Below are 17,666 nucleotides of genomic sequence, written 5' to 3'. Positions count from 1 at the left end.
GAAACGTCTCGATCGTGGCAGCAGAATCTGACCCGCCGCTGACACTCCACTGATTCAGCCGGCACACCTCGGTCCGGGGCGTCAGCTTTGCGTCAGTGTCCCTTGCTTGCATGACCCCATGTCCGCCATCGACACGACGGCCCAGCGGCTGCGCGAACTGCCCCGCACCGAGCTGGCCGAAGAAATCGAGACACTGGTCCTCAGACGGTTCAAGACCGTTCTCCTCATGGACGACCACGAGGAACTCCCGGTTGACATCTCCTATTTCGATCTCGGCCTCACCTCCCTGCGGCTCGTCGAGATACGGAAAGGCCTCGAAGCCGAGCTGGACCTGACGATCAACACGAATGTGCTCTTCAACGAGCCGACCATCCACCATCTCGTCCACCACCTGACCGACTCGCTTCTCACCCGAGCCCGCAGCTGACCCGCAGCCGGCCCGCAGCTAAGGAGACGACCGCATGCCGCATGAGGAGTCAGAGACCACACCGGTGCCGGGCAGGGCGGGGCCCGAGCCGATCGCGATCGTCGGGATCGGCCTCCGGTTCCCCGGCGGCAGCGACTCCCCCGACACGTTCGACGCGTTCCTGCGCGAGGGCCGCTCCGGCATCGGACCGCTGCCCCGGGACCGCTGGGACGTCGAGGCGTTCACCCCTGAGAGCCCGGACGACAAGGGCAAGATCCACACCACGGCCGGCGGGTTCCTCGACTCCATCGACCGCTTCGACGCCGCCTTCTTCAACATCTCCCCGAAGGAGGCCCAGTACATGGACCCCCAGCAGCGGATGCTGCTGGAGACCGCCTGGCAGGCGCTGGAGCACGCGGGCATCGACCCGGCCCCGCTGCGCCGCGGCAACGGCGGCGTGTACATCGGCGCCAGCTCCATCGACTACGCACTGGAGCTCGACTCGCTGCCGTACGAGGAGCTGGACGGCCATCTCGCGTCCGGCATCACCATGTTCCCGCTGTCGGGGAGGCTCTCGTACTTCCTCGGCTGGCGCGGGCCCAGCATGAGTGTCGACACCGCCTGCTCGTCCTCGCTGGTCGCCCTCCACCTCGCCGTCCAGGGGCTGCGCGCCGGCGAGACCGACATCGCCCTGTGCGGCGGCGTCAACGCACTGCACCACCCGCGCATCCCCGTCATGTTCTCCAACGCCCGGATGCTGTCCCCGGACGGGCAGTGCAAGACCTTCGACGAGGCCGCCGACGGCTACGCCCGCGCGGAAGGCTGCGGTGTCGTCGTCCTCAAACGGCTCAGCGACGCCCAGGCCGCCGGGGACACCGTCCTCGCCCTCGTGCGGGGCACGGCGGTCGGCCAGGACGGCGACAGCGCCGGACTGACCGTGCCCAACGGCCCGGCCCAGGAGAAGGTGATGCGCGCGGCGCTCACCGCCGCCGCGCTCCGCCCCGAGGACATCCAGTACGTCGAGGCGCACGGCACCGGCACGCCCCTCGGCGACCCCATCGAGTTCGGCGCCATCGGGGACACCTTCGCGGACTCGCACACCCCGGACGACCCGCTGCTGGTGGGCTCGGTCAAGACCAACCTCGGCCACATGGAGCCCGCCTCCGGCATCGTCGGCCTCATCAAGGCCGTCCTCCAGATCCGCTCCGGCACGGTCTATCCGCACCTCAACCTCACCACGCCGTCCGCGCGGATCCCCTGGGACCTCTACCCGGTCCGCGTTCCCACCGCCTGCGAGCCGTGGAAGGCGCCCGTGCGCCGCGCCCTCGTCAACAGTTTCGGATTCGCCGGCACCATCGGCGCCGCCGTCCTGGAACAGCCGCCCGCCACCGCTCCGCGGACCGGCGAAGGGCCTCACGCCCCCGCACTGTTCACCCTCTCCGCCAAGAGCGCCGCCGCCTTGACGGAGCAGGCGGCCGCCCACCGGCGGTTGCTCGACGAGCGGCCGGAGGCCACGGTCGAGCAGATATGCCACGCCGCCGGCACCGGCCGTTCCCACCATCCCTACCGTCTCGCCGCCCCCGTCACCGACCGTGCCGCCCTCGCCGCGCTCCTCGACAGGGCGGCCGGGCAGGACGCCGAGGGGCCCTCCGGCATCCGCAAGACCGCCTTCATGTTCACCGGCCAGGGCTCCCAGTACGCCGGCATGGGCGCGGGCCTCTACGAGCGGTTCCCGGTCTTCCGTGAGCACGTCGACACCTGCGACCGGCTGTTCGCCCCGCACCTGGGCCGCTCCGTGCGCGCCCTGCTGCTCGGCACCGCCGAGGACCCGGAGGCGCTCGACCGCACCGCGCTCACCCAGCCCGCCCTGTTCACCCTGGAATACGCGCTCGCCCAGCTGTGGATGTCCTGGGGCGTACAGCCCACCGTGCTCATCGGCCACAGCATCGGAGAGGTCGTCGCCGCCGCCGTCGCCGGGCTGTTCACCCTCCCCGACGCCGTCACCCTGGTCGCCGCCCGGGCCCGCCTCATGCAGGCCGTACGCGCCGAGGGCGGCATGGCCGCCGTCAGCGCCCCCGCCGAGGACGTCGGCCCGCTTCTCGACGCCCACCCGGACCTGGCGCTCGCCGCCGTCAACGCCCCCGACCAGTGCGTGCTCTCCGGCGCCACCGCCGCCATCGACGCGGCCACGGCCACACTGACGGACCAGGGTGTGCGCGTCGAACGGCTCGCCGTCTCGCACGCCTTCCACTCCCCGCAGATGGCCGAGGTGTACGAGGACTTCCGCGCGGCCCTCGACGGTATCGCCTTCCACGAGCCCTCCGTCAGCCTGATCTCCAACGTGACCGGCAGACTCGCCCGGTTCCGGGACATCGCCACTCCCGACTACTGGGTCCGGCACATCGGGGAACCCGTCCGGTTCCTCGCCGGGATCCGGGCCGTGGCCCAGCGCGGGAGGCACGCCCTCGTCGAGATCGGCCCCTCCGCCGCGCTCACCGCGCTCGCCCGCCGCTGCCTCGACGCCGACGACCACCTGTGGCTCACCAGCCTGCGCCGCCGCGACCGCGGTACGGACACCACGCTGCGCGCCCTCGCCGCCTACTACACGGCCGGGCTCCCGGTGTCCTGGTCCGGCTACCACGCGCCCTTCGCCACCCCGGAACGCGTCGGCCTGCCCACGTACCCCTTCCAGCGCAAGCGCTACTGGCTGCCGAACGTCACCCACCGCCGCGCCGGCACCGGCGGCGCCGCACACCACCCGCTGATCGGCGGTGAGGAGCGGTTCGCCTGCGGGGTGCGGGAGTTCACCGCCGAGTTCGTCCCCGAGGAGCTCGGCGCCCTCGCGGACCTGGCCGACGGCGACCGGTGCACCCTGCCCGCCGGGGCGTACGTCGACCTGATGTTCGCCCTGCAGGACCGGGTCGAGGGCCACACCCGCGCCGCCGTCCACGACCTCGCCGTCCTCGAACCGCTCCACATGACCGCCGGGGCTCCGGTCGCCCTCACCTCCCGCTGGCGGCCCGTCAAGGACGGCGGCGCGGAGGTGGAGGTCTTCACACTCGTCGGCGGCGAGGAGAACCTGCACGCCACCGCCCGGATCGCGGGGGCCCGTGAACCCGTCGTGCCCGTCTCCGAACTGGCCGAGCTGGACGCGGAGCTGCCCCCCGCCGACCAGGAGATCGACGACCGCGACATCTACACGGACCTCGCCTCCGTCGGCCGCCCGCACGGCCCGCGCATGCGGCTGCTGCTGCGCGCCGCCCGCCACCAGGACGGCCTCGTCACCGGCGAGCTGACCGGCCGCAGCGCCACCGCCGTGGAACACGTTCCCGCCGACCTGCTGGAGGCCGCCGTCCAGGCGGCCGTCGTCCTCGACCCCGAGGGACCCGTCTTCACGCCGCGTGAGATCGCCTCCGTACGGCACTTCCGCAAGCCTCGCGGCGAGCGCCTGCGGGTCCTCGCCCGGGTGCGGGGCGCCCAGGACCGGCGGCTGGCCGACGTGCTCCTGCTGGAGGACGGGCGGCTCGTCGCGGAGCTGCTCGGGGTCGTCCTGGCCAGGCCCGACGGGCCCGCGGGCCGACGCCGGTTCCTGCACCGGCCGGAGTGGGTACGCCGCCGGCTCACCCGCCCGGCGGCCTCGGGCGCCGCCGCTCCGGGTGCCGCACGGCACGTGCTGCTGCTGGACCCCGGCCCGGACCGCGCCCGGGCCCTGGACGGTCACCCCTCCGTCCGGGTAAGCGCCGTCACCGACCCGGACGCCTGGAAGGCCGCGCTGGACGACCCCACCGTCACGGACGTGTGCTGGACCTGGCGGCCCGCGGACGAGGACGGGGCCATGTCGGCCGCCCGGCTGCGCGCCGAGTGCGAACGCAACTACCGCGAACTGCTGGCGCTCGTCGCCGCCCTGGACGCCGCCGCGCCCGTCCGGCCGCCCCGGCTGTGGCTCGCCACCGAGGGCGCCCAGTGGCTGCCCGGCGACCCGGCGGGCGACGGCACGCACCTCGCCGCGGCCACCCTGTGGGGCTTCGGGCGCGTGCTGCTCACCGAGTACCCGCAGTACCGTGTCACGCTCGTCGACACCACCCCCGGCGGCGACGTCCGCGCCCTGCTCGACGAGTGGGCCGCCCAGCCGGCCGGTGAGTACCAGGTCGCGCTGCGCTCCTCCGGCCGCCACGTGCGGCGGCTCCTCGCGGGCGACGCGCCCCTCACCTGGCGCGGCGGCTACGAGCTGCGCGCCCCCGGTTCCGGCGACCTGTCCGACCTGGCCCTGGTCCCCGCCGCCGAGCGGGCACCCGCCGCCGGGGAGGTCCGACTGCGGGTCCGGGCCGCCGCGGTGACCGCCGAGGACGCCCGCGCGGCGCGGGACGCCGAGCGCGCCGACACCGGCGAACCCGGGCCCGTGCTCGGCCGCCTGGCGGTCGGCACTGTCGTGGAGGCGGGCCCCGGCACCCCGTACACCGAGGGCGACGAGGTCCTCGTACGGCACGAGGGGACGCTCGTCTCCACACTCACCGTTCCGGCCGGCACGGCCGGTCCGGTGCCCGGCAGCGGCACCCCGGGCTCGTCCGCCGCGGGCGGGACCTTCCGGCTGGACGAGACCGGCGAGGCGCTGCGCACCGCCGAGGCCGACCCGTCGGCCGAGGTGTGGGTGGAGCTGCCCGATCCGGACGCGGCCGGGACCGAACCCGTCGGCACCCTGCGCGACGACCGCGTCTACCTGGTCACCGGCGGCCTCGGCGGCCTCGGTCTGGTCACCGCCCGCCGCCTGGTAGCGCTCGGCGCCCGCCACCTGGCGCTCGTCAGCCGCAGCGGCCGGGCCGCCGACGAGGCGTCCGGGCTGCTGGCCGAACTGTCCGCACAGGCCGAGGTCGACGTCGTACGGGCCGATGTGAGCGACCCGGGGGACGTGCGGCGGCTCGCGGAGCGGCTGGCGGCCGGGCCGCACCCGGTCGGCGGCGTCGTGCACGCGGCCGGAGCCTACGACAAGAAGCTGATCGCGGAGCTGACCTGGGAGTCGGTCGAGGAGCAGCTGGCCGCGAAGGCGTACGGCGGCTGGCTGCTGCACGAGGCGTCCCAGGAGCTCTTCCCGGAGCTGGATTTCTTCGTCACGTACTCCTCCATCGCCTCCCTCCTCGGCGGTGCCACCCAGGGCCACTACGCGGCGGCCGGTGCCGCGCTCGACAGCCTCACCGAGTGGCGCACCCGGACCGGGATGCCCGGGCTGTCCGTCAACTGGGGCGCGTGGGCGCGGGTCGGCATGTCCGCCCGGCTGGAGGAGGAGCTGAGCCGGGAGATCGAGCGCAGCGGTGTCCGGTTCTTCTCCCCGACCCGCGCCCTGGACACCCTGTCCCGGCTGTGGGGCCGGCCGCGCACCCAGCGCGTGGTGGGCGAGTTCGACTGGGACCGCTATGTGGCCGGGAACCCGACCGGGGACCTGTTCTACGACCGGCTCGCCCGCCCCGACGACGACGGCGGCGACAGCTTCGACCCGGCGGCGCTGTCCGCCCTGCCGAAGGACGAACGGACGGCCCTGATCGGCCGGGTCGTCCGGGACAAGGTCGCGGCCGTACTGCACATGGACGGCGCGGACGAACTGGACCCGCACACCGAGTTCATCGCCATGGGCCTGGACTCGCTGATGTCCATGACCGTCAAGTCCGGTCTGGAGCAGGCGTTCCGGCTGCCGCTGCCGGCGTCGCTGACCTTCGACCACCCGACCGTGCGGCAGCTCAGCGACTTCCTGGACGCCCGGCTGAGCCCCCCGGCCACGGCGTGAGAGAGGAGCACGAGATGCGCGAGGCATGGACACTGAACCATGCGTCCCGGGCCCACGCCGGGAGCCGCCCGGACCATCCGGCGGTCGTCTGCGAGGGACGGGTCACCACCTACGGCAAGCTGCACCGGGACGCCAACCGGGCCGCCCACGCCCTGCGCGCGAGCGGGGTGCGGCGCGGCGACCGGGTCGCCTACCTGGGCCGTGAAGGCGAGAACTACTACCTGACCATCCTGGCCTGTGCCATGGCGGGCGCGGTGCTGGTGCCGGTCAACTGGCGGCTGACCTCCTGCGAGGTCGACCACATCCTGAGCGACTCCGGCGCGGTGCTGGCCTTCGTGGACGACGAGTTCTGGGACACGCTCGGCAGAGTCCGGCCCCGGCTGCCGTCCCTGCGGACCGTGATCCGCAACGACGGTGTCGACCCGGACGGTGAACCCGCCCCCCGTGCGGGCCTGCCCGCCTGGTACGCGAGCCACCCGGACACCGGCCTGGAGCTGAGCGCGGGCCCCGACGACCCGGTCGTGCAGATCTACACGAGCGGCACGACCGGCCTGCCCAAGGGCGCGGTCCTCGCCCACCGCAGCTTCTTCACCCTGCCCGCGGCGATGCGCGAGCACGGAGTCTCCTGGCTGGACTGGCGGGCCGAGGACGTCAGCCTGATCTCGCTGCCGGGCTTCGGCATCGCGGGCATCGGCTGGTTCCTGCACACGTTCGCGGCGGGCGGGACAAGTGTCGTGATGCCGCAGTTCGACTCGCAGGAGGCGGTGCGGCTGATCCGGCGGCACGGCGTCACCATCACCTTCGCGGCGCCCGCGATGCTCCAGATGATGGCGGGCGAGCGGGATGCGGGACCGGAGGCCTTCGCCTCGCTGCGGAAGATCGCGTACGGGGCGGCACCGATGTCCCCGACGCTGCTGGCACGCTGCCTGGAGGTGTTCCGCTGCGAGTTCGCCCAGATCTACGCCAGCACGGAGACCGGCAGCGTCGCGGTGTGCCTGCCGCCGGAGGACCACCGCCCGGACAGCGCGGTCCTCACCTCGGTCGGCCGCCCCTGCCCCGGCAACGAGGTGAAGGTGGTCGGCCCCGACGGCGAGGAGCTGCCGCCCGGGGAGATCGGCCAGATCTGCGTGCGCGCCCCCTCCCGGATGCTCGGCTACTGGAACCTGCCCGAGGCCACGGCGACGGCCCTGGTGGGGGAGTGGCTGCACATGGGCGACGCGGGCTTCCTCGACGCGGACGGATACGTCCACCTGTGCGACCGCATCAACGACACGATCATCGTGGCCGGCCAGAACATCTACCCGGCCGAGGTCGAGAAGGAACTGGCCGCCCATCCGGCTGTGGCCGACGTGGCGGTGGTGGGCCTCCCCGACCCCCAGTGGGGCGAGACGGTCCACGCGTGCGTGGTCCTGCGCCCCGGCACCCGGGTCACCCCGCGCGAACTGATGCTGTCCCTGCGGGGCCGCCTGGCCGACTACAAGATCCCCTGCGCCTACCACGTGATGCGGGACCTCCCCCGCAACCCGAGCGGCAAGATCCTCCGCCGCGCGGTCCGTGACCGCCTCCAGGAGACGGCGTCCGGCCCGGACGGCGGGGCGGCGGACGCGCAGCTGACGCCGCCGGGCGCGAGCACGCCCGGCGGCCGGCCGGAGGCGGGAGGCGGCCCGACGGAGAGGCGTGTCCGACGAGACCGAGGAGAAGACATGTCCGCGACCCTCCGCGAGACGCCCCACGACGGGGCCCTGCGCATCGGCGTGCTGCTGCCGACCCGGGAGCAGGCCATCAGCGGCGCCTACGCCGCCTCCCCCCTGCTCGACTTCGCGCGGCGGGCCGAGGAACTCGGGTTCGACTCGCTGTGGGCCGGGGACTCCCTGACCGCCCGCCCCCGGCTGGACCCGCTCGTCGTCCTCTCGGCCGCCGCCGCGGCCACCCGGCGCATCACTGTCGGCACCGCCGCACTCACCCCCGCCCTGCGCCACCCGCTGATCGGCGCCAACATGCTGGCCGGCCTCAGCCATGTCGCGGCCGGCCGGCTCGTCCTGGGCCTGGGCTCGGGCTTCCCCATGCCGGAGACCGAGGAGGAGTTCGCCTCCGTCGGCGCCTCCTTCGCCGGGCGGGCCGGCCGCCTCGACGAGATCGCCGCGCTGTGGCGTACCGCCTGGCGCTCCGGGGAGGACGGCGCCCCCACCGCCTTCCACGGCAGGCACTGGCAGGCCGAGCGCCTGGACCGGCTCCCCGCCCCCGCCGTCCCCGGCGGCCCGCCGCTGTGGCTGGCGGGCAGCGACACCCCCAAGGTCCTCGCCCGCGTCGCCGCGCTGTACGACGGCTGGCTGCCGTTCCTGCCGGACAGCGAGGCGTACGGGAGGGCCTGGGCCCGCATCGCCAGACTCGCGGACGAGGCCGGGCGCGGCCCCGGCGCGGTCACCCCCGCGCTGTACGCGACCGTCACCGTCAACAGCAGCCGCGCCGCGGCCCGCGCCGAGCTGGAGCACTACATCAGCCACTACTACGGCCGCTCCCTGGAGCAGATGTCGGCCATCCAGGCCTACGGCTGGGGCAGCGCCGAGAGCTGCGCCGAGTGGCTCGGCGGCTATGTCCGGGCGGGCGCCCGGCACCTGGTCATCCGGGTCGGCTCGCTCGACCCGGAACCGCAGCTGAAGGAGATCGCCGAGGTGCTGCTGCCCGCGGTGCGCGCGCTCGGCCCGTCCACCACCGTTGGGAGTACACGACCGTGACCATCACGACCAGTGCCGCGCTCGGCCGGGAGATGTCCAGCGCCGGCCAGTGGTTCCACCCCGCCGAGCCCTCGCCCGACGCGACGGTACGGCTCTTCCTGCTGCCGCACGCGGGCAGCGGGGCCATCATCTACCGCGACTGGGAACGCCTCCTCCCGCCCGGGATCGCCCCCCAGGCCGTCACCCTGCCGGGCCGTCACAACCGGCGCGAGGAACCCACGTTCGAGGAGTTCGACCCGTTGGTCGACGCGCTGCACGACGCGGTGCTGAACGACCTGGACGACCGCCCCTTCGCCTTCTTCGGCCACTGTCTGGGGGCGCAGCTCGCCTTTCGGCTGACCCTGCGGATGGAGGCGGAGGGCGGGCCGTCGCCCGCGCTGATCGGCATGTCCGGCTGGTCGCCCCAGGGCTTCTTCCAGCCGACCGAGGAGCAGAGCCGGATGCCGGAGCCCGAGCTCATCGAGTGGATAAAGAAGCTGGGCTCCTTCCCGGCCGAGATCTACGACAACCCCGAGATGCTGGCCCTGGTCGTCCCCGCGCTCCGCGCCGACCTGCGGGTCGCCGCACAGTACGTCGACGACGGCGGCGCGGTCACCTGCCCCCTGGCCTCCTACGGCGGACGCTCCGACCCGCTCCAGGAACACCCCGACGCGATGACCCACTGGGCGGGCCGCAGCCCGTCGTACCTGGGGCACAGCGAGTACCAGGGCGGCCACTTCTACATCGACGCCCACGCCCAGTCCGTGACAGCTCACTTCGCGGCGCGGCTGCGACGGTTCGCGACGGGGCGGTAGGAGCCCCCGGCGGTTCCTTCCCCCACCGGGACTCGGGACGTGCGTCCCCGGACCCCCTCCGGCGCCTGAGGAGCGGGGGTTCGGGGCGCCGCCCCCGGTCCGGGAAGGGACGGGGCAGGGGAGGGACAACCGCGGCCCGCACGTGTCAGCGCCGTGTCAGCGCCGTGCGGGACAGTGGCATCCGGCAGGGCCCGGGCGGGCGCGTCAGTCACGCGTCAGGGCCGCGTCCGCGCGGTCGGGGAGAGTCGACGGGCGGTCTCCCCAACCCCCGTGGAGGACAAGCAATGGCACTCTCGGACCACACCACCGTCCTTGACTGGCCTTTCGCCAGGACCCCCGCAGGCGACCCGCCGCCGGTCCTCGCACAGCTCCGCACCGCCCCGCCCTGCGTCGTCCGCATCCCGGAGGGCACCGCCGAGTCCCGCCTGGCCTGGCTGGTGACCCGGTACGCCGATGTCCGGCAGGCCCTCGCGGACCCCAGACTGAGCGCCGACGAGCGGCTGCCCGGCGCCCCGGTACGCATCCAGGTGCCGCCCGGTGGCAACCCCAGCTCCTTCCTCCGGCTCGACGATCCCGAGCACGCCCGCCTGCGCGGCATGATCCAGACCGAGTTCACCGCGCGTCGCGTCAAGAAGCTCCGCGCACCGGTCCAGCGACTGGTCGACGAGCTGCTCGACGGCTTCGCGGAACTGCCGCAGCCCGCGGACCTGCACGCCGCGTTCTCCCGTACGCTCCCCACCCTCGTCATCGCCCGGCTGCTCGGCGTCCCGGACGAGGACTCGCCGTTCTTCATCGAGAAGACCCGGGTCACCATCTCCCAGGAGGACCCGGCCGTCTCCCAGGCGGCGTTCGTCGAGATGTCGGAGTACCTCGCCAAACTGGCCCTGCGCAAGCTGGAGGCCCCCGGGGACGACCTGATCAGCCGACTCGCCGTGAACCACCACGCGACCGGTGCCCTCACCCTCGACGAACTCGTCGGCATCGCCCGCCTGGTGCTGGTCGCCGGACACGAGACGACCACCAACCAGATCGCCCTCAACATCCTTGCCCTGCTCCGTGACGACACCCTGCGCGCCCAGGTCGCCGCCGACGACGGCGCGCTCATACCGAAGTTCATCGAGGAGTCGATGCGCTACTGGTCGATCTCGCAGGACGCGATGGTCCGGCTGGCCGTCGAGGACCTCGAACTGGGCGGCGTGCAGGTCTCCAAGGGCGACGCGGTGGTCATCTCCGTGCCCGCCGGCAACCACGACGAGACCGTGTTCCGCTGCCCCCACCGGATCGACCCGCACCGCGACACCGGCGGCCACCTCCAGTGGGGCTACGGCCCGCACTACTGCCAGGGCGCCCCCCTGGCCCGGCTGGAGATGGAGCTGTCGCTGCGCTCCCTGCTCCGGCGCTTCCCGTCCCTGCGGCTGGCGGCCGACCCCCGGACGGTGTTCCGCCGGGACACCGTCTTCCACGGGGTGACCCACCTGCCCGTGACCTGGTGACGGGCACGACCATTGGAAGAGCTCATGAATGAGGGGTCGTCATGACTTCTGAAGCACGTCCGCGCGTCCTCGCCGAAGGGCAGGGCGAAGGGACGGGCGGGGCGGCACCGGACAGCGCACCGGCCGCCGCCCCCTCGGCCGGTACGCCCTCCGCCGGGGCCCTGATCGTGGTGCTGGTGGGCACCTTCATCACGGTGCTCGACTTCTTCATCGCCAACGTGGCGATCCCCGCCATCCAGGCGGACCTCCACGCCACCTCCGCACAGGCCCAGATGGTCATCGTCGGCTACGGCGTCGCCTTCACCGCGGGCCTGATCACGGGCGGCCGGCTGGGCGACCTGTACGGCCGCCGGAGGATGTTCGCCCTGGGCATGGCCGTGTTCATGCTCGCCTCGGCCGCGTGCAGCTTCGCGGGCACGGCGGACGTCCTGATCGTCGCCCGGATCGCCCAGGGCGCCGGGGCCGCGCTGCTGGTGCCGCAGGTCCTCGGCATCATCGGCACCGTCTACACCGGTCCCGCCCGCGACCGCGCCTTCAACGTGTACGGCCTGGTGATCGGACTGGCCGGAGTCTTCGGCCAGTTCATCGGAGGCGCGCTCATCACCGTCGACCTGGCGGGGATGAGCTGGCGGACCATCTTCCTCATCAACATCCCGCTGTGCCTGGTCTCCCTGGCCTTCGTCCGCCGGACGATCCCGGAGTCCCGAGGCGCGGGCGCCCGCCTGGACCTGGTGGGCGCGCTGCTGGTCACCGCGTCCCTGGGGCTCCTGGTGTTCGCGCTGCTCGAAGGGCAGGAGCGGGGCTGGCCGGTGTGGGTGTGGGAGTGCCTCGCGGGCGCGGCCGTGCTGCTCGCGGTGACCGTCCTGCACCTGCGCAGGCGCGCCGCCGCCGACCGGGGGCCGCTGATCGAGCCGTCGCTGTTCCGGGTGCGGCTGTTCTCGGTGGGGCTCACCGCGACGGTCGTGTACTTCCTCGCCATGGGCTCGTTCTTCTTCATCCTGGCCCTCTACCTCCAGCTCGGCCGGGGCCTGAGCCCGCTGGAGTCCGGTCTGCTCTTCCTGGCCGTGGGCGCGGGCTACTTCGGCGCCTCCATCGGCTCGGCGCGGCTCGCCGCGACCGTGACCGCCCGCCGCGTGGCCGTCGGCCCGCTGGTCCTCGCGGCCGGGTACGGGGCCCTCGCCCTGACCGCCGACACGCTCGGCACCAGCGGCAGCGTGCTGTGGCTGCTGCCGCTGCTGCTGGTCGCCGGGGTCGGCATGGGCCTCACCACGGGTCCGCTGACCAACCTGGTGCTGGGCGGCGCGGCGGGCGAGCACGCCGCCTCCGCGTCCGGGCTGCTCAACACCGCCCAGGAGGGCGGTGCCGCCGTCGGTGTGGCCATCGCCGGCACGGTCTTCTTCCCCGCGCTCGCGGGCGGCGCGGCGGACGCCTACCCGCACGCGTTCTCCCTCACCCTCGTCCCGCTGATCGCCCTGGGGGTCCTCGCCGCCGCACTGGTGCTGCTGGCACCCGGCCGCGCCGCCGCCCGGCCCTGACCGCCGGGACCCCCACCACGTCAGGAGGCCCCCGCCATGCCGTACACGACCACCCGGGACGGCACCCGGCTGCACTACACCGACTGGGGCGACGGTCCCGCGGTGGTCCTGCTCGGCGCCGCCATGACCGACTCCCGCATGTGGGAGTACCAGGCACCGTTCCTCGCCGGACACGGGCTGCGCTGCGTCACCTACGACCGGCGCGGCTGCGGGCGCTCGGACAGGCCCTGGACCGGCTACGACTACGACACCCTCGCCGCCGACCTCGCGGACCTGCTGGAGCGTCTCGACGTACGCGACGCGCTGCTGGTCGGCTACGCGGTCGGCGGCGGCGAGGCCGTACGGTACCTGTCCGGGTACGGGACCGGGCGGGTCGCGAAGCTGGCCCTGGTGGCCTCGACGACCCCGTACCTCATGCGGGCCCCGGACCATCCGGACGGACTCGACCCGGCGGTCCTCGACGAGGTGACCGCCGCCATCCGGAAGGACCGGGCGGCCTTCCTCGGCGCCCTGACCGCGCCCTTCTTCGGCGGCCCGGACGCCGACCCGGACGACCTGCCGGTGTCGGAGGAGTTCGCCCGGTGGCTGGTGCACCTGTGCATGGACACCTCACCTCGAGCCGGACTGGAGGTCTTCCGCACCCTGTTCACGACGGACCAGCGCGCCGAGACGGCCGCGCTGCGCCTGCCCACACTGGTGGTCCACGGCACGGCGGACCTCGGCGCCCCGTACGCGCTGTGCGGTGCCCGCACCGCCGAGCTGGTCCCCGGCAGCCGGTTCCTCCCGTACGAGGGCGCGGCCCACGGCCTGTTCGCCACCCACGCCGAGCGTCTCAACGCGGACCTTCTGGCCTTCGCCAAGGAGTGACGCCGAGGCATGTCCCGCCACGTCAGCCGGATGTCAGCCCCGTGCAAGGGGCGGGCGGCAGAGTGAGAGGAGACGCCGGGGCGCGGGGTTCAGCGCCGGCCGGGACGTCCGGCACCGACCGACGGAGACGAAGGAGTACGCCGCCATGGCAGACACCGTCTTGCCCCCGGGTCCCACCCGGGCGTTCGTGCTGGCCAACCCCGCGTCCGGCAGTCACCGGCCCGAACTCGTCCGACAGGTGCAGGAACTGTGCGACAGCGGCCTCGAAGGGCGCACCGAGCTGCACCTCACCACCGCCCCCGGAGACGCCACCGTCGCCGTGCGGCGCGCTCTGGAGCGGTCCGCGCAGACCCCCGACCTGGTCGTCGCCATCGGCGGGGACGGCACGGTACGGGAGGTCGTCCAGGCGCTCGCCCCCGCCGCCGGGCGTGCCGCGCTCGCCGTCGTCCCCGGCGGCACCGGAAACTCCGGCTACCGGATGCTGTGGGGCGACCGCCCCTGGACCGAATCCCTCAAGGCCGTGCTCACCGACTCCGGCACCGGCGGCTCCGCCCGGCTCCGCCGCCTCGACCTGGCCCGCCTGGCCGAGACGCGGCAGCTCGTCTACCTGGGCGCCTGCTCCGGGGTCATCGCGGACGCGCTCCTCACCGCCCGGGACATCCCGCTGACCGGCCGGGAGCGGTACGCCCGCGCCTTCGCGGACACCGCCGCCGGGTACGCCCCCTACCCCGGCCGCGTCACCGTCGACGGCCGGGTCGTCCACGAGGGCCCGACGGTGCTGGCCAACGTCGGCGGAGGGCGCTACCGAGGCGGCCAGTACCTCGTCCTGCCCGACTCGCTGCTGGACGACGGGCTCCTGGACGTCTGCGTGATCTCCGGGGACGTCGCGGCGGCCGACGTCCCCTGGCTCACCCTCACCGCCGCCCACCTGGAGCACCCGTCCACCGTGTACGCCCGGGGCCGGGTCGTCACCGTCGAACGCACCGACGGCCAACGGCTGCCGCTGGAGCACGACGGTGAGTACCAGCACGGCATCGGCGCAGCCGCGACCTTCGAGGTCCGCCCCGGCGCCCTCGCCGTCTGGGCCCCCACGGACCCCGCCTGAGGGCCCCCGAACTTCGTACGGCTCCGGGCGCCCGCGCGTTCGGCGCCGTACGAACCCATAAGAAACCCGCACGTCACGATGTACAAGGAGAAGGTCATGAGCGACCTGAAGGCCACTGTCGACAATTACCTCGCCATCTGGAACGAGGCGGACGCGGACAAGCGCGCCGCGGCCGCCGCCGAGCTGTTCGCCGCGGACGCCCCGTACATCGACCCGCTCGCGGCCGTGCAGGGCCACGAGGGCTTCGCCGCCGTCGTCGCGGGTGCCCGCGAGCAGTTCAAGGGCCTGTCCTTCGAGCTGCTGGGCGAGGTGGACGCGCACCACGGCATCGCGCGCTTCCGCTGGGGCCTGGTGACCGCGCCGGGAGCCGAGCCGATCGCCATCGGCTTCGACGTCGTCGTCACCGGCGACGACGGGCGGATCAAGGGCGTGTACGGGTTCCTCGACAAGGTCCCCACGGCCTGACCCCCCGACGGCGGCGGGGGCGCGCACGCCGGTACCGGTCCACCGGCCGTCCCACGCCCCCGCCGTCCCCCCACCGCACACCGGATGCCGGCGCGAGGAAGCCTGAAAGGCAGGTGCTCAGGCCATGACGGCCGTACTCAGCGAGAGCATGGCCCGAGCCCTGTGCGAGCAGTGGGAGCGCCCCCGCCCCCCTGACCGCCCCCGCCCCGCCCGCCCGGGCCCCGAGCGCCGCCCCGCCGCGGACACGCCCCTGCGCGAGCTGTCCCACTGGGCCGCCGGGCTCCGCCCCCGGGACGTGCCCTGCCGTGTGCTGAAGCTCGCCGCCAGCCAGGTGCTGTCCCAGGTCGCCTCCATCCGGGCCGGACTCCAGCACCCGCTGGGCCGCAGACTGGTCGCCGCCTTCGGGCACCCGATGCAGCGCGATCCGCGCGCCGCCGCCGGGGTCTTCGCCGCGCTCGGTTCCTGGCTCAACCTCGACGACACCGCGTACGCCGGGCACCTGTCCAACTCCACCGTCGCCGTGCCGCTCGCCTTCGCCTACGCCCGTCAGCTCGACGGCCTGTCGCTGCTGACCGCCGTGGTGGCCGCCAACGAGTGCGCGGCCCGGATCACCGCCTCCGCGACCCTGGGGCCGCTGCGCGGACAGAGCGCGGTGCACACCCATCTGGCCGGCGCGGTCGCGGGCCGGCTGCACTGCGACCGGGCCCCGGCCGCACTGTGGGAGAACGCCTTCGGGCTGGCCTTCGCGATGCCCAACTGGCCCCTGATGCGGGCCTTCCTGGCGAGTGACGCCCGGCTGTTCAACACCTTCACCCCGGTCCGTACGGCCATGGACGCCTGCGACGCGGCCGTGGCGGGGCTGCGCGGCGCGCCCGACATCATCGAGCACCGGGACGGCTTCCTGGCCCGGTTCGCGACCGTGCCGCTCCCCGGTGCGGTGGCCAAGGGGCTCGGGCGCCGCTGGCACACCGACACCCTGTCGTTCAAGATGCACCCCGGCGGTCCCGGCATCGACGCCGCCGTGGACTGCGCCGCCGAGATCCACCGGGAGCTGGGCGCGGTGCGCGCGCAGGACGTGGCGGAGATCGTCGTCGAGGCCTCGCTGTACACACTGTTCGCGGGGGAGCGGGCCGCGCACTATGTGAACGGGCCGGGTTCGCCGCTGGGCGCCCTCGTCCTCGACGTCCCGTACCCGGTGGCGACGACCCTGCTGGCCGGCGAGTTCTCGGTGGACGACTTCTCCTCGCCGCACCTCGACGACCCGGACCGCTGGGCGCTGGCCCGGCGGGTGCGTCTGGTGCACGACACGGAGATGACCCGGGAGCTGTTCCTGTCGGACGCGCCCTTCGGCGAGGCCGTGCGCGAGGCGGGGGAGCAGGCCGTGCCGTGGCTGCGGGCCTTCGGCGGGGACGCTCTGGTGGACCTGGTGGGGACGCTCCGGGCGGACGGCCGCGACTTCTCCCGCTCCACCAAGGCGACCGGCGCCCGGGTCACCGTGCGCCTCACCGACGGGCGCACGGTCAGCCGGGGCCGGCTCATCCCGGTGGGCGCGGCGGGCCCGGAGACCCGTGAACGGCACGCGGACATGGTGCGGGAGAAGTTCCTGGCGGTAGGCGGCTCCCGCGAGGTCGCGGACACCCTCGACCGCCTGCACCGGATGCGCCCTAGGGGCGTCCGGCGCTGGATCGAGGCGGCGTTCCTGGACTGACCCCCGGACCGGGGGTCAGGCGGGCTCGGGTGGCGGCAGCACGGCGATGGCCTTGATGAGCTCTTCGAACCGCTCCACGATGTCGGCCCGCTCCGTCTCCACCCACGAGATGTGCTGGGCGCCGAAGACGGCGGCCACCAGGACCCGTGCCAGTGCCTCCGGCTGCGTGTCCTCCGGGAGGTTCCCGGCCGCCTTGCACTCCCGCAGCAGGTCGGTGAACAGTGTGGTGACTCCCGTGTACCGGACGGGCATCTCCGCCTTGATGTAGGGGCGTTCGATCTGCAGGCGGGCGCCTGCCTTGATGTACGCGTCGTCGCGGAACGCTCGGGCGATGTGCATCAGGACGTCGACGACCGTCCTGGGCGAGGTGCGGTCGCCCTCCAGCGCGGGGGCGATGTGCTCCGCCAGCCGGCGGTAGAACTCCTCGGCCACCGCGACCGCGACGGCCTCCTTGTTGGTGAAGTGGAAGTACACCGCACCCTTGGTCATCTCCGCGCGGTCGGCTATGTCCTTGATGGTGACGTGGGGAAAGCCGTGCTGGGCGAAGATCTCGGCGGCACCGTCGAGGATCGTGCGGCGGGTGCGGATCGCCCGCTCCTGCTTGAGGTGCGAGGTGTCGTCGGACTGCTTGGTCACTAGAAGGCGGGGGAGCTGCGTCGCAGCGCTGTTTTCGCTCATGACACCCATCGTGTTCTGGCGGCCCTTGGGGGAAGAGGTCCGCTGGTTGCGGTGCTGGCCCTGGTCGTCTCCCATCGCCAACTCGCCTCCATCAAGGGGTTGTT

11 protein-coding genes and 1 pseudogene are annotated in these 17,666 nt (G+C 73.8%); 11 read left to right on the top strand and 1 reads right to left on the bottom strand.

Annotation, left to right across the window (positions count from 1 at the left end):
• The first annotated feature begins 118 nt into the window (after nucleotides 1-118).
• The 11 genes and pseudogenes from I3F58_RS15640 to I3F58_RS15590 all read left to right on the top strand — a co-directional run bounded on the left by I3F58_RS15640 (nucleotide 119) and on the right by I3F58_RS15590 (nucleotide 16,884).
• Nucleotides 119-427, top strand: coding sequence for an acyl carrier protein (locus I3F58_RS15640; protein WP_240109206.1), 309 nt, complete (start codon nucleotides 119-121; stop codon nucleotides 425-427).
• A gap of 34 nt (nucleotides 428-461) precedes the next feature.
• Complete coding sequence (locus I3F58_RS15635; RefSeq protein WP_240109205.1) at nucleotides 462-6,182, top strand: type I polyketide synthase; 5,721 nt, start codon at nucleotides 462-464, stop codon at nucleotides 6,180-6,182.
• 14 nt (nucleotides 6,183-6,196) lie between these two features.
• Nucleotides 6,197-7,768, top strand: a pseudogene (locus I3F58_RS15630) (fatty acid--CoA ligase); the annotation flags it as partial.
• A 117-nt stretch (nucleotides 7,769-7,885) separates the two neighbouring features.
• A complete protein-coding gene (locus I3F58_RS15625) occupies nucleotides 7,886-8,917 on the top strand; it encodes an LLM class flavin-dependent oxidoreductase (RefSeq protein WP_240109229.1) in 1,032 nt (343 codons plus the stop codon).
• 32 nt (nucleotides 8,918-8,949) lie between these two features.
• Nucleotides 8,950-9,711, top strand: a complete 762-nt coding sequence (locus I3F58_RS15620) for a thioesterase II family protein (RefSeq protein ID WP_240109228.1) — start codon at nucleotides 8,950-8,952, stop codon at nucleotides 9,709-9,711.
• Nucleotides 9,712-9,995: 284 nt separating this feature from the next.
• Nucleotides 9,996-11,204, top strand: a complete 1,209-nt coding sequence (locus I3F58_RS15615; protein WP_240109204.1) for a cytochrome P450 — start codon at nucleotides 9,996-9,998, stop codon at nucleotides 11,202-11,204.
• A gap of 41 nt (nucleotides 11,205-11,245) precedes the next feature.
• The gene (locus tag I3F58_RS15610) at nucleotides 11,246-12,739 is read left to right on the top strand and encodes an MFS transporter (protein WP_240109203.1); all 1,494 of its coding nucleotides are present in this window, start codon (nucleotides 11,246-11,248) and stop codon (nucleotides 12,737-12,739) included.
• Between the two features lie 36 nt (nucleotides 12,740-12,775).
• On the top strand, nucleotides 12,776-13,606 hold the full coding sequence (locus tag I3F58_RS15605; RefSeq protein WP_240109202.1) for an alpha/beta fold hydrolase: 831 nt from the start codon (nucleotides 12,776-12,778) through the stop codon (nucleotides 13,604-13,606).
• Between the two features lie 145 nt (nucleotides 13,607-13,751).
• Nucleotides 13,752-14,711, top strand: coding sequence for a diacylglycerol kinase family protein (locus I3F58_RS15600; RefSeq protein WP_240109201.1), 960 nt, complete (start codon nucleotides 13,752-13,754; stop codon nucleotides 14,709-14,711).
• A 96-nt stretch (nucleotides 14,712-14,807) separates the two neighbouring features.
• Nucleotides 14,808-15,176, top strand: coding sequence for a nuclear transport factor 2 family protein (locus I3F58_RS15595; RefSeq protein ID WP_240109200.1), 369 nt, complete (start codon nucleotides 14,808-14,810; stop codon nucleotides 15,174-15,176).
• 124 nt (nucleotides 15,177-15,300) lie between these two features.
• Entirely contained in the window at nucleotides 15,301-16,884 is a 1,584-nt protein-coding gene (locus tag I3F58_RS15590) for an MmgE/PrpD family protein (RefSeq protein ID WP_240109199.1), read from the top strand.
• Nucleotides 16,885-16,899: 15 nt separating this feature from the next.
• Here the strand turns inward: I3F58_RS15590 and I3F58_RS15585 are convergent, their stop codons facing one another.
• Nucleotides 16,900-17,637, bottom strand: a complete 738-nt coding sequence (locus tag I3F58_RS15585) for a ScbR family autoregulator-binding transcription factor (protein ID WP_240109198.1) — start codon at nucleotides 17,635-17,637, stop codon at nucleotides 16,900-16,902.
• Nucleotides 17,638-17,666 lie beyond the last annotated feature (29 nt).

The sequence above is a fragment of the Streptomyces sp. MUM 203J genome, assembly GCF_022414595.1.
Classification (GTDB): domain Bacteria; phylum Actinomycetota; class Actinomycetes; order Streptomycetales; family Streptomycetaceae; genus Streptomyces.
This window is presented reverse-complemented; position numbering and strand designations above follow the sequence as displayed.